The organism is Gephyromycinifex aptenodytis (assembly GCF_012277275.1).
Lineage (GTDB): Bacteria > Actinomycetota > Actinomycetes > Actinomycetales > Dermatophilaceae > Gephyromycinifex > Gephyromycinifex aptenodytis.
The window spans coordinates 3196093-3209064 of the sequence record NZ_CP051155.1 but is presented as its reverse complement, the minus strand read 5'-3'; the positions used below and the strand labels follow the sequence as shown (position 1 = coordinate 3209064).

11 protein-coding genes are annotated in these 12972 nt (G+C 68.2%); 1 reads left to right on the top strand and 10 read right to left on the bottom strand.

Going from position 1 to position 12972, the window contains the following annotated elements; translation table 11 throughout:
• Positions 1-39: 39 nt before the first annotated feature.
• From G9V96_RS13790 to G9V96_RS13770, 5 genes are all read right to left on the bottom strand, one after another.
• Positions 40-1632 (bottom strand): phospholipase D family protein, encoded by a 1593-nt coding sequence (locus G9V96_RS13790; protein ID WP_168583552.1) that lies wholly within the window; start codon positions 1630-1632, stop codon positions 40-42.
• 344 nt (positions 1633-1976) lie between these two features.
• Positions 1977-2717 (bottom strand): HAD family hydrolase, encoded by a 741-nt coding sequence (locus tag G9V96_RS13785; RefSeq protein WP_226913326.1) that lies wholly within the window; start codon positions 2715-2717, stop codon positions 1977-1979.
• Positions 2714-4258 (bottom strand): glutamate--tRNA ligase, encoded by a 1545-nt coding sequence (gene gltX / locus G9V96_RS13780; RefSeq protein WP_168583551.1) that lies wholly within the window; start codon positions 4256-4258, stop codon positions 2714-2716. The genes G9V96_RS13785 and gltX overlap by 4 nt, the downstream gene beginning before the upstream one ends.
• A gap of 155 nt (positions 4259-4413) precedes the next feature.
• Positions 4414-5190, bottom strand: a complete 777-nt coding sequence (locus G9V96_RS13775; protein WP_168583550.1) for a fumarylacetoacetate hydrolase family protein — start codon at positions 5188-5190, stop codon at positions 4414-4416.
• A 1-nt stretch (position 5191) separates the two neighbouring features.
• Entirely contained in the window at positions 5192-6118 is a 927-nt protein-coding gene (locus G9V96_RS13770) for an SGNH/GDSL hydrolase family protein (RefSeq protein ID WP_168583549.1), read from the bottom strand.
• A gap of 84 nt (positions 6119-6202) precedes the next feature.
• On the opposite strand from G9V96_RS13770, the gene G9V96_RS13765 reads away from it, so the two are divergent.
• Positions 6203-7144 carry a 3-methyladenine DNA glycosylase gene (locus tag G9V96_RS13765; protein ID WP_226913325.1) on the top strand — a complete coding sequence of 314 codons (942 nt, stop codon included), beginning with the start codon at positions 6203-6205 and terminating at the stop codon, positions 7142-7144.
• 96 nt (positions 7145-7240) lie between these two features.
• Here G9V96_RS13765 and G9V96_RS13760 read toward each other — a convergent pair whose 3' ends face one another.
• The 5 genes from G9V96_RS13760 to G9V96_RS13740 form a co-directional block, all read right to left on the bottom strand.
• Positions 7241-7474, bottom strand: coding sequence for a hypothetical protein (locus tag G9V96_RS13760; RefSeq protein ID WP_168583548.1), 234 nt, complete (start codon positions 7472-7474; stop codon positions 7241-7243).
• Positions 7474-8583 (bottom strand): branched-chain amino acid aminotransferase, encoded by a 1110-nt coding sequence (locus tag G9V96_RS13755; RefSeq protein ID WP_168583547.1) that lies wholly within the window; start codon positions 8581-8583, stop codon positions 7474-7476. The genes G9V96_RS13760 and G9V96_RS13755 overlap by 1 nt, the downstream gene beginning before the upstream one ends.
• A 73-nt stretch (positions 8584-8656) precedes the next feature.
• Entirely contained in the window at positions 8657-9718 is a 1062-nt protein-coding gene (locus tag G9V96_RS13750; RefSeq protein WP_168583546.1) for a 3-isopropylmalate dehydrogenase, read from the bottom strand.
• 133 nt (positions 9719-9851) lie between these two features.
• A complete protein-coding gene (serA, locus tag G9V96_RS13745; RefSeq protein WP_168583545.1) occupies positions 9852-11453 on the bottom strand; it encodes a phosphoglycerate dehydrogenase in 1602 nt (533 codons plus the stop codon).
• 142 nt (positions 11454-11595) lie between these two features.
• Positions 11596-12927 carry a C40 family peptidase gene (locus G9V96_RS13740; RefSeq protein ID WP_168583544.1) on the bottom strand — a complete coding sequence of 444 codons (1332 nt, stop codon included), beginning with the start codon at positions 12925-12927 and terminating at the stop codon, positions 11596-11598.
• Positions 12928-12972: the final 45 nt, after the last annotated feature.

The window sequence follows — 12972 nt, the reverse complement described above, 5'->3', positions numbered from 1 at the left end:
CAGGGAGCGACCCGCTGAGATCCTTCACCCCAATCGCGCTCAGAAGCGATTGGTTCCACGCAGTCGTCGCGGCCGACCGTCGGGGTCCTCCACGAAGCGGTAGGCGACCTTGCCGAAGGCCTTCTCGAGCGGGGTGATCTCGGGCAGCGGGTAGGTGCGCACCCGACCGGGCGGACGGGTGCCGAGCCGCCCCGCGGCATGCCAGGCGTCGAGCCTCGCAGCGCTCTCCCGGAATGCCTTGAACGCTGTGGCGGGATCGATCAGACCGGCATCGTCGTTCCGGTCCAGATGCTCCCGGAACAAGCGCAGGCGCGTCTCACGCGGCAGACTCCGAGCCTGGTCGCCATCGGCCCGCAGCGTGCACGGTTCGCGTTCGTCCCTCGTTTCGTCCAGCACGGCGCAGGTGATCTCGGAGTCGTAGGTCCACGAGCGACGGTTGACGTTGTCGGAGCCGACCGTCATCCAGACGTCGTCGACGACACAAAACTTGGAATGAACGTAAACCGGTGTGCCCCAGTGATTCTCCAGACCATACACGCCGACCCGGTCACCGCCGGCCCGGTAGAGATCGCGCAGCGCTTCAACGCGTGACCACATCGTTCCAGCCTTCGCGGCTCGGGTGTCGGCCATCGTGTAGGTCGACAAGACGACGATCATGCGCAGCTCGGGGTTCTGCGCCAAGGCGGTAGCGAAGCACGAAACCACCTCGCCGCTCCAGAAGTATTGATCCTCGATGTAGATCAGCGACTCCGCCCGTCGCACGGCCTTGTTGTAGGCGCGGGCGATGCTGCGCTCACCCTCGGGCGCAAACGGAAAAGACGGGCGCCGAGCCGGGTAAGTGCGCAGGATCTGCACGTTTGCCGTACCGGCCCGAGGCGGGTCCGCCTGCTGCGGCGGCATCGGGTCGGCGTGTTCGTCGTCGTGCTTGAGCCTCGCCTGCGCCAGTGAGATGGGGTCGAGCACCGGCGGAGTCGGGTCGTCCCACCGCTCGCGGAACGTCGCCTCGACATCACCGACGGCCGGGCCGTGGACCTCGATCATCATGTCGTGCCAGGCGGGGGTCTGTCCCCACACCTCCCCCATCTGCACCGGCTGCGGATCACCGCGATGCAGCGCGTCGTCGCGGCGGGTGTGACACAGGTCGATGCCGCCGATGAACGCGGCATCGCGGGTGGGGTCATCGCGATGGCGCAGCACGACCAGCTTCTGGTGGTGTGAGCCGAACGGTAGGACCCGCATGTCGAGGATGACCTCCCCGCCGGCGTCACGGATGGCGTTGGCCAGCGAGCGGTTCTCTGTCTCGGAGTAGGCAAGCTTGTCGAGGTGGGAGCGCCAGAACAGACCCTTGACCATGACTCCCCGCGCGGCGGCGGCGGTGAAGACCTCGACGATCGTGGTGCCGTCATCGCTCATCTGCTCGTCGGGGTCGCCGCGCCAGTCGGTGAACAGCAGGATGTCGCCCTCGCCCTGGGCTTCGATGAGTTCGCGGAGGCGGGCGAAGTAGTCGGCGCCGTGAACGTGGACGCGGGCTCCATTGCCGCTGCTCCATCCCTGGTCGCCGTGGCGGTAGGCCAACCGCGTCCAGGGGTTGCCGCGCTCCTGGTTGGACAGGAACCACTTCTCGATGTTCATCGCCTGCACCTTCCTGCGCCCCGCCCCGAGAAGGGCGACGCCGCGACATTAGCCGCTGGCGACAGCCGCGTCAGCACGACCCGCATACCGGCCGATGACCGTCGCAGGGCGTGAAGGCACTCCAGATCTCACCTGCGGCCAGGATGTCTTCGACAAAGGGCGGTTTGCCCACCCGTAAGCCCCGCACCGAGGGTTGCCCGAGCGAAGTCGGCGCCGCGCTCTCTCAATCCGCGACGCCGGGCTCGGAAACGAAGCCCCGCCGCGAGTCGCGGTGGGACGTCGTGGGGCCGGAGCGACCTACTGTTTTGCAGTTGTCGGGTGGGCAGGGCGTGGCGCACAGCGAGTCAGTCGCGGGCGAACCAGTCGGTGAGGTCGCCCAGCCCGTGGATGATACGGACCCCGGAGTCATCCAGTTCGGACAGCGGGGTGTCCCAGCCGGCGTTGCGCGGTTGAGAGACTCCGGTGCGTTGCAGCCAGGCGACACGCAGCCCGGCCGCGCGGCCACCGACGACATCGGTGGGCAGGGTGTCGCCGACGACGAGTGTCTGCTCGCGCGGCGTACCGACGAGTTCCATCGCGCGGGTGAAGATCGCCGGGTCAGGCTTGCCAACCCCGAGAGTGTCTGTGGTGACAACCGGCCCGCGAAGACCGACCGCGGTCATCTTGATCTCGGTCTGCTCCTGCCCCGAGTTGGTGACGAACGCCACCGCAACCCCGTGGGCCTGGGCAGCGGCGAGCATGCCGGGCACGTCGTCGAAGAGGTGCTGACACGTTGCGAATGCCTCGCGATAGGCGGCCTCGAACGTCTCGAAACCCTGCTCGGCGATCCCCAGCCTGCGGCACGCCTCGTGATAGCGGGCCGCCCGCATCTGAGCGAACGGAAACTCCCCGAGGGTGTAGCGGTCGAAATAGCCGCCGGGGTCGTCGTAGAAGATGCCCGAGATCGACTCGTGCAGTTCCGGTGACGCCTTCGGCCAGGCAGCCGCAGCCCCGCGCATGCATGAGCTGCGCATGGCGGCCTGGGTGTCGACCAGGGTGTCGTCGATGTCCAGCAGCAGGCCCCGGACGGGCTGGTCCCAGCTCACAGGCTTGCGCGCAGGGCCCGAAGCCGGGCCAGACTGGAATGGCGACCGAGGATCTCCATCGACTCGAACAGCGGCGGCGAGACGCGCGCTCCGGAGATCGCAGTGCGCAACGGCGCGAACGCGAACTTCGGCTTCAAACCCAGTTCGTCGACCAGCGCCGCGCGCAACTGGGCCTGGATGTTCTCGTGCTCCCACCCTCGGCCATCTCCGGTAACCAGATCACCCTGGCGATCCGGCAGCGCCTCCAGCCGCTGGATCGCCGCGTCGAGCACCTGCGCCGCGTTCTCCTTCAGCTGGGCCCGGGCGTCGGGGTCGATGACGAGTTCGTCGTCGGCGACGAAGTACGGGCGAACCTGATCGGCGGCCTTGGTCAGGTGGGTCAGACGCGGCTGGATGAGGGCGGTGACTTCTTCCAGTCGGCCCAACTCCCCCAGCGATGGCCGCGGCGGCAGCACGCCGGCCTCCACGAGGAAGGGCAGCAGCCGCGCGGCCAGTTCCTTGACCTCCAGCTCCCGGATGTAGAGGCCGTTGAGCCAGTCGAGCTTGCCGAGGTCGAAGATCGGCCCGACCGGGTTGACCTTGCTCCAGTCGAAGTGCTGGGCGAACTCCTCGAAGGAGAAGACCTCCCGTTCCACGCTGCCCTCCGGCCCCTCTTCGGTGATCGGGGGGTAGGCCAGCAGCGCCAGGAAGTTCACCAGCGCCTCAGGCAGGTAGCCCTCCTGCTGGAACCAGGTCAGCCGCGCCGCGGGGTTCTTGCGTTTGCTGATCTTGGACTTGTCGGTGTTTCGCAGCAGCGGCATGTGCGCGAACCGTGGCTCAGGTAGGCCCAACCACCGGTAGAGCAGCAGGTGCTTGGGGGTGGAGGAGATCCACTCCTCCCCGCGCACGACGTGGGTGATGCCCATCTCGTGGTCGTCGACGACGACGGCCAGGTGGTAGGTGGGAAAGCCGTCCGCTTTGAAGATCACCTGGTCATCCGGCGGTGGCGCCTTGGTCTCGCCGCGGATGAGGTCGTCGAAAACCAGCGGCGCATCGTCCGGGATGCGCATCCGCACCACCGGGGTCGGGGTGAAGCCGGGCAGCTCGGCGCGTTCCTCCCGCGTCTTGCCCAGGCACAGTCGGTCATAGCCAGTGACCGAGCTCTTGCTCGCCTGCTGCTCGGCGCGCATCTGCGCCAGCCGCTCGGCGGAACACCAGCAGTAGTAGGCGTGCCCGTCCGCCAGCAGCTTCTCCACATACGGGCGGTAGGTGTCCAGGCGCTCGGACTGGCGGTAGGGCGCATATGGTCCCCCGACGTCCGGGCCTTCGTCCCAAGCCAATCCCAGCCAACGCAGGGTGGCGAAGATCTGCTCCTCGGAATCCGCCCGGAACCGGGCCCGGTCGGTGTCCTCGATGCGCAGCACGAAGGAACCGCCCTCATGGCGAGCGAAGGCAAGGTTGAACAGCGACATGTACGCCGTGCCGACGTGCGGATCACCGGTGGGCGAAGGGGCGACGCGCAATCGCGGCGTCGAGGCGAGATTCGAAGAAGAAGCAGTCATGGTGAGTTAAGCCTATCGAGGTCCCGGGGTGCGCCCCACCCGTGTATGCCCGCAGTACCCGGCCAGCCCCGAGCGCAGCGCCCACAAATCGCTGACCGTGAACGCACCCACCGGGTTTGCCGCCCCGCGGTGGCCCCCGGCCGGCGCCCCGCCCCTCAGCGTCGCAGGAACGGGTTGGACAGTTCCCCGATCCCTTCGATCTCGATGGTGACCCGCTGCCCGGACTCGACCGGTCCGACCCCGGCGGGGGTGCCGGTCAGGATGACGTCGCCGGGAAGCAGGGTGAAGGCGCGTGAACAGGCGGCGATGAGCTGACGCACGTCGAAGATCATGTCTGCAGTCGTCCCGTCCTGAACCACTTCGCCCTCACGGCGAGTCACGATCCGCACGTCGTCGACGTCCAGGTCGGTCTCGATCCACGGGCCGAGTGGACAGAACGTGTCCATCCCCTTGGCTCGCGCCCATTGATCGTCGCCGCGTTGCAGGTCGCGAGCGGTCACATCATTGGCGCAGGTGTAGCCGAAAACCACGTCCAGAGCGTTCTCCTCGGGGACGTCCTTGCAGATGCGCCCGATGATGACCGCCAGTTCGCCTTCGTAGCTGACCTCCTGGGTGAGGTCGGGCATGACCACCGGGTCGCCGGGGCCGACCACCGCAGTGTTCGGGATCAGGAACATCAGCGGCTGCGTGGGCAGATCGTTGCCCATCTCCTTGGCGTGGTCGGCGTAGTTGCGGCCGATTCCGATGATCTTGCTGCGCGGGATGACCGGGGCCAGCAGCCGGGCATCAGCAAGCTCTACTCGTGTGCCGGTCCCGGAGACGGGGGTGTACAGCGGGTCGCCGGCGACCTCGGCGATCCACGCCTCTTCCCCCTCGCCCTGGACGACGCCGTAGCGGGGCTCCTCGCCCGTGGTGAACCGTGCGATGCGCATGTCAGCTCCTCTTCAGTCGTCGCAGCAACCAGTCGCTGCCGCTGTCTGCTCGTGCTCCCCGCTTAGCCACTCGATCCTGCCCGCTCCTGGCATCCACCGCGTCGAGCACGGCAGCGGCCAGGACCGCGTAGCCAGTGTCGTTGGGGTGGATGTCGGCGGCGTTGCACATCCACGTCAAGGTGCAGATTTGGGCGACCCGCACCGGCACCCTTCCCCAGGTGGACAGACGGGTGTACCGGAAAGAGGTCGAATTGAACCCGGAGGAGACGTAGGCGACGCTACCTCCTGCACCGGTGGCTGCGTTGCGCACGGCCGAGTTCAGTTGCGTGTGCAGCAACGTGGAGGATGCCGCCACCAGCCGCCCCTCGTTGCCGAGCAGATGGGTGGCCAGGTAGGGGTTGTAGTAGTCCAGGACGACGATCTGTGCCTGCGGCGCGGCCTCACGCAGGGAACCCAGGATGACCTCTAACCGGGCCCGAGTCTGCCGCAAGGTGCGTTGGGTGCAGGGAGCGTTGATCTGGGTTCCCTGCAGACAGCGGCGTACATCGTTCGCCCCGATGGTGAGCGTGATGAGCCGGGTGGAGCGATCCCGGGCCAACGCCGCTCTGGCCGCCGCCAACTGCGACCCTTGCCGGTAAGTGCACCGCCCGCCCTCGATCATTGTCTGGGTCGTCTCACCGGTGCAGGCCAGGTTGCGGATTCGCACCGGCTGCCCGCGACGAGCCATCCCCGCGGCGACCGGGCCGACGTAGCCGCGGTGTACGGCGTCCCCGCGTCCGGGCTGATAGCCGGTGGTGAGGGAGTCCCCGAGCGCCAAGTAGGTGCCCGGGCGCGCTTGCGGGACGGCCGGTGCGGCGCCGGCCGGTAGGGAGAACCCCGCGGTGAGCAGCACCAGCGCCAAGACGAGAGCGGAACGGATACGGGTCATCGGTGTGCCTTCGGTCGGTGTGGTCCCCCCACGTCCGTACCGAGCGTATGCGCATCCACCGCGCCTGCGCACTAGGCTGCCGGGGTGGATCGGGCGTTTGAGCACGTGCAGACCTGGGAGGAACCGCGCTGGCGGGCAGCCGAATCGGCGCACGAGCAGGTCGTCGATGAGATGACGGCCAAGCACCAGGAACGCCGACGCGCTGGTGAGTCCCATCCGGTCGAGGACTTCTTGTTCGTCTACTACCGCCTGCGCCCGGGCAAGCTGCGGCGCTGGCACCCGGGTCCGGGGGTGGCCCTGGCTGGAGCCGACCCGAACGGGCGGGGGCAGTGGCCGTACTACCGCTACGACGCGCACGGCAGCAGCTACCTGGACGTGCCGGCCTACGTGACCAAGCGTGGCGATGCGGTGCGCTTCATCCACGATCTTCTGGCGGCCACCGCCGCCCGGCCGCCGCAGTTGTCCTGCTTCGGGCTGCACGAATGGGCCATGGTCTACCGCCTGGAACCGGGCCGACGCCGCCACGAATCGTGGCCGCTGCGACTCACCGAGGCCGAGACCGATGCCGTCGTGGAATCGCTGCCGCTGCGGTGCACGCACGCAGACGCCTTCCGCTTCTACACCCCCGCCGCTCGCCCCCTGAACAGCCGCGCCCCGGTGCGCGAGACCCAGATCCAAGACGAGCAGCCGGGCTGCGTGCACGCCACCATGGACCTGTACAAGTGGGCCACCAAACTCGGACCTGCCGTGCCGGGCGAACTCCTGCTGGACACCTTCGCGCTGGCCCGGCGAGCCCGGACCCTGGACATGCGGGCCGCGCCCTACGACCTGAGCGCGCTGGGGTATGAACCCATCTGCATCGAGACCGCTGCCGGCCGGGCCGAATACGCCGCGGCTCAGCGCCGCCTGGCTGAGCAGGGCGCCGCGCTGCGGCAACAGCTCCTGGAGCTGAGCACGCAGCTGCTCACCTGGGCCCAACCCCAGGCCGCGACTGCCGGTCCAGGAGAAACGCCCGCTCTGTCCTGACGGACTTCAACGACAGGACCCTTACCCGGCGGCGCTGCCGAGTCAGCACCCCCTAGAGGCAGGCGCTTTGCCGGTGCGGCGTGCGGGGCGAGTGGTTCAGTCGCGCGGGTCGGCGCGCGGGCCGTAGATCAGCACCCCGATAACGGGGATGGCTACCAGCCACACCCACGAATATGAGATGGCTCGGTAGGTCGCGAAGAACATCCAGAGGGCGATGATCGGGGTGAACCCCATGATCAGCGCCGCCGCCCGCGGCGGCAGCGACAGGATTCCCCCGCTGCGCTGCCCCCGCGGGTGACGGCCTGGATCTGGCATCGCTGGGGTGCTCATCAGACCAGCCGGGTGAGCCACCCGTGTGAGTCCGGAGTACGCCCGTACTGGATATCCAGCAGCGTCTTGCGGAGCTTCATCGTCACCTCGCCGGGTTCGGTGGAGACGGTGCATTCCCCGCCCTCCCAGACCAGGCGACCCACCGGCGTCACGACTGCGGCAGTACCGCAGGCGAAGACCTCGGCGAGTTCGCCGCTGGCAACCCCGTCCTTCCACTCCTGGATTGGGATGCGTCGCTCCTGCACGTCCAGGCCCATTTCGGCCCCGAGCTGCATGATCGAGCGGCGAGTCACCCCTTCCAGAATCGAACCGGTCAGCGCCGGGGTGACCAGGCGGCCGTCCTTGTAGACCAGGAACAGGTTCATCCCGCCGAGCTCTTCGATGTAGGTGTGCGTCGAAGAGTCGAGGAAGACGGCCTGGTCGCAGCCGTGCGCGATCCCTTCGACCTGCCCGGCCATCGAGGAGGCGTAGTTGCCGCCGCACTTGGCTGCGCCGGTACCGCCCTCGCCCGCGCGAGCGTAGTTGGTGGAGATCCACAGCGAGACCGGTGAGATACCGCCGGAGAAGTAGGCGCCGGCCGGGGAAGCGATGCACAGGTAGGTGACCTCGGTCGCCGGGCGCACCCCGAGGAAGGCTTCGGTGGCGAACATGAACGGACGCAGGTACAGGCTGGTCTCGCCGGTCCCGTAGGCAGGCACCCACGCCTCATCGGCCTGGACCAGCGCGGTGATGGAGGCGATGAAGTCGGGAACCGACAACGTTGGCAGGGCGAGACGCTCGGCACTTCGGATCATCCGCTCAGCGTTGGCCTCCGGGCGGAAGCACCACACCGAGCCGTCCTCGTGCCGGAAAGCTTTCAGCCCCTCGAAGATCTCTTGCCCGTAGTGCAGCACCGAAGCGGCCGGGTCCAGCGTGATCGGACCGTAGGGCACGATCTGCCCGTCATGCCAGCCCTGTTCCTTGGTCCAGGCGATCCGAGCCATGTGGTCGGTGAACGTGGTGCCGAATCCGGGGTCAGCCAGTACGGCGGCGCGCGCCTCGTCGGTTGCGGGATCGGGCCGCGACTGGACCGAGAACCTCAGAGCCGCAGGGGCCTGCGAATTCGTCATCACTACTCCTGAATTTCTAGTCTGTGGACGCAATAGCGCCGCCTTCGCAGCGTACCTGCGTCAGCGTGGCCCCTCAGAGCAGGCGGCGCACGATGGCGTCGCCGATATCGGTGGTGCTGCGACTTCCCGCGCCGCGACCGGCCAGGTCGGCAGCCACCGCGTCCTCGACCCGCTGTGATTCCTGCTCGAAACCCAGGTGCGCCAGCAACAAGGCTGCCGAGAGGATCGCGGCGGTCGGGTCGGCGATGCCCTGCCCGGCGATATCCGGTGCGGAGCCGTGCACCGGTTCGAACATGCTCGGCACCTGCGGGTCGGGGTTGATGTTGGCGCTGGCAGCCAGGCCGATGCCCCCGGTGACGGCGGCTGCGAGGTCGGTGATGATGTCGCCGAACAGGTTGTCGGTGGCGATGACGTCGAACCGGCCCGGGTCGGTAGCCAGGAAGATCATGGCCGCGTCGACGTGCAGGTAGTCGGTGGTGACGTCAGGGAACTCGGCGCCGACCTCCTCGACCGTACGACGCCACAGGTGGCCGGCGTAAGAGAGCACATTGTGCTTGTGCACCAGGGTCAGGTGCTTGCGCTCCCGGTCCTGTGCACGCGCGAAGGCGTCGCGGACCAGCCGCTCGACACCGAACCGGGTGTTGACGCTGACCTCAGTGGCGACCTCGGCGGGAGTCCCGACGCGCAGCGCGCCGCCGTTACCCGTGTACGGGCCCTCAGTGCCTTCACGCACAACGACGAAGTCGATACCGTCGGGAGCGACACGCTCGATATCCAGCGGGCTGCGCACCCCGGGGAAGAGCCGGGAAGGACGCAGATTGACGTAGTGGTCCAGTTCGAAGCGCAGTCGCAGCAGCAGACCGCGCTCCAGCACTCCACTGGGAACGCTGGGGTCACCGATCGCCCCGAGCAGGATCGCGTCGTGCTTACGCAGTCGCTCAACGGTCCCCTCGGGCAGTGCCTCACCGCTGGTGTGCCATTGACGTGCACCCAGTTCGTATTCAGTCGCGTGCACCCGCTCCTGCCCGAGGACGGCGCGGATCACCTTCAGCGCCTCGGCGGTGACCTCCGGGCCGATGCCGTCGCCGCCGACGACGGCCAGGTCAATGGAAGAGGGGGTAGGCATCTGCGTCATGGCAGCATCCTAACCAAAGCGTCTCGACAGGCGATACGTGCGACTCATCATTCGGAATAGCGTGTCGCTGGCCGGTGAGCGCTGTGGAACTGCGACGGCGCTGCCGCCGGGGAACCCCGCGGCACTCCGCAGCTCAATCCAAGCAGACCGTGGCCACCAGGCTGGCTCCGATGGCTGCCTTGATCCGAGCCAAGATGGGTGCCGGGATCGGTGAATCGATCGTCAGCACCACGATGCACTCGGCAGCCTCATCATCCCTGGCCACCTGCATCCCGGCGATGTTCACCCCGGCCTCACCGAGCATGCCCCCCACCAGGCCGATGACGCCGGGGCGATCCTGGTAGCGGTAGAAGACCATATGCCTGGACAGCGGGATCTCCAGATCGAAACCGGCCACCCCAACCAGCTTTGGCACCTGTTTGGGACCGGTGAGAGTGCCGGCGACGCTGATCATCTCGCCGTTGGCCAGCGCCCCGGACAGCGTCAGGGTGTTGCGGAACTCCGAGCTGACCGGGTCGGTGAGTAGCCGCACCTGGATGCCGCGCTGACTGGCCAACAGCGGCGCATTCACGTAGGAAACGCCCTCCTGCACGATGTCGCGGAACAACCCTTTCAATGCCGCCAGTTCGTACACCGACACATCTAGCGCAGCGATCTCACCGCGCACCTCGATGTCGAGCTGGGCCGGGGCGGCGCCCGCCAGCGCGGTGAAGAGCCGCCCCAGGTTCTCCACCAGGGCGATTCCGGGGCGCACATCCTCGTGGATGATGCCGCCGGAGACGTTGACTGCGTCCGGGACGAGTTCACCGGCCAGGGCCAGCCGCACCGACCGGGCCACGCTCACCCCGGCCTTCTCTTGGGCCTCCGTGGTCGAGGCGCCCAAGTGCGGGGTGACCACGACATTCTCCAACTGGAACAACGGCGAATCCGTGCACGGTTCGGTGGCGAAGACGTCGATCCCTGCCCCGGCCACCCGGCCTTGGCGGATCGCGTCCGCGAGCGCGTGCTCGTCGATGATCCCGCCGCGAGCGGCGTTGATGATGCGCACCCCCGGTTTGACCTTGCTTAGTGCCTCAGCGCCGATGAGACCGACCGTCTCAGGGGTCTTGGGTAAATGCACGGTGATGAAGTCACTCTGCGCGAGCAGGTCATCCAGGCTGAGCAGTTGCACCCCGAGTTGACCGGCGCGCGCGGCGTTCACGTACGGGTCGTAGGCCAACACCCGCATCCCGAAGGCGGCGAGTCGGTGGGCAGTGAGTTGGCCGATGCGGCCCAGTCCGAGGACGCCGACGTTCTTGTCCAGCAGCTCGACCCCGGTGTAACGGCTGCGATTCCACTGTCCGGTGCGCAGGTCGGCGTTGGCCGGGGCGATATTGCGGGCGCAGGCAAGCAGCAGCCCGACGGCGAGTTCTGACGCACTGGTGATGTTCGAGGTGGGCGCGTTGACGACCAGGATCCCGGCGCGGGTAGCGGCCGGCACATCGACATTGTCCAGGCCGACCCCCGCGCGAGCGATGACCCGCAGGCCGGGAGCCGCAGCGATGGCCTCGGCGTCCATGTTCGTGGCGGAACGGATGAGGACCGCGTCCACGCGCTGGGCCAGGGCGTGCAACAACGCTGCGCGATCCGCGCCGTCCACGCGGCGCACCTGCGCCGGCCCGAGCGCCTCCACGGTGGCGGGAGAGAGTTCCTCGGCGATGAGGACGACCGGGATCGAACCGGGAGCAGAATGCACAGGGATCCTTCGTCAAGACAGCAGGGCAACGTCGCTGGTTGTGATTCTGTCAGCGTCCGGGCACCGAACCGGGCTTGTGCCCAGCCGGATCCGCCCAGCGGCCCAGGCGGGGCTGCGGGCGGTTTGCGAGGCGAGGGCCTGGCTAGGGACGCCCGCCGTAGGGCAGCAGCGATGAACGGTAGATCGAGGAGTAGCGCACGTTCAGCCCGGTGCGCGGCGCTTCGATCATCTGCCCGTTGCCCACATACAGCCCCACGTGGTGGATCGAAGACTCACCTTTGCCGAAGAAGACCAGGTCGCCGGGCTGCAGATCGGCGATAGCCACTCGGGCGGTCTGTTGGTACTGCCAACCGCTGTAGTGCGGCAGCGAACGCCCTGCTGCTTTCCACGCCCCCATCGTCAGCCCGGAGCAGTCCCACCGGTCGGGGCCTTCGGCCGCCCACAGGTAGGGCTCACCCAGTTGGGCTTTGGCGAAGGCGATCGCGGTGGCAGCTGCTTCCCGTCGCGGCGCCGGTAGCGGGCCGGACGGGGCTGCGGCGCCCTTGTCAGCGGCCAGCGCAGCTCGGGCTGCTTGGGCCCGCTGCGCTTGCTCGGCTTGAACGCGGGCTTCCTCGGCGGCGATCGCTGCGGCGGCAAGACCGTCCTGGCGTTGTTGTTCCACGTTCACGCTGGTGCGGCGCAACGCCGCAAGTCTCGTCACCAGGGCGGCCTGGTTCTGTTCGATAGCGGTCGCTTGCGCCTCGGCCGAGGCTGCGGCTTCCTTGGCCTCGCTCAGCGCCTTAGCGGCGGCTGCGGCGGCGGCCTTCTGCTGCAGTTCGGCCTGTGCAGCCGTACGTCGGGTGGACCGGGCACGTTTGGCCGCGAGGTTGGCCCGCTCGGCCGCATCGGTGCGGTAGTCCATCGAGGCGTCCATATCGGCGGCCTGGCGGGCGATGTTGCCGCGGTGCAGACCCAGCAGCAGTTCCAACCCGCCCAGGGACCCCCCTTGCATGTACACCTCGGTGGCCAGGTGCTCTACCGCGAGGCCGGCCCGTTCGGCCTCGGCGGCGGCCGCCACGGCTTCGCTACGAGCCGCGGCTGCTGCGGCGGTGCGCTTGGCCAGCAGCGCCTTGGCCTTGTTGGAGGTTTCTGCGGCCAGCGCGGCCTGCTCGTGCACCTCTTCCAGGTGGATCCGAGCCTGGTCGAGCTGGGCTTGAGTTTCTTGCATCTCCCGGGCGGCCTCGGCCACGGCCCGTTTCGCGCGGCGCACCTCGGCCTCGGTCGGGATGCTGCTGTCCGAAGCAACCGAACTCGACCCGCTCGGTGCCGGCGTCGGCGCTGGGTCGGCGTGTGCCGATAGCGCGCCGCTGAGGAGCAGCGCACCAGCAAGCGCACCCGCGGGAACGCGCACCGCAAAGGCTGCGTGGATGCTGAGACGCTTAGCGGGACGCGTGGTAGTGGGCTGTAGCGGCGCCTCGAGGCGTCGTAACGGCATACGTGACCTTCCATTGACGATCTGGGCGGCCCTGGCGACCGGCGC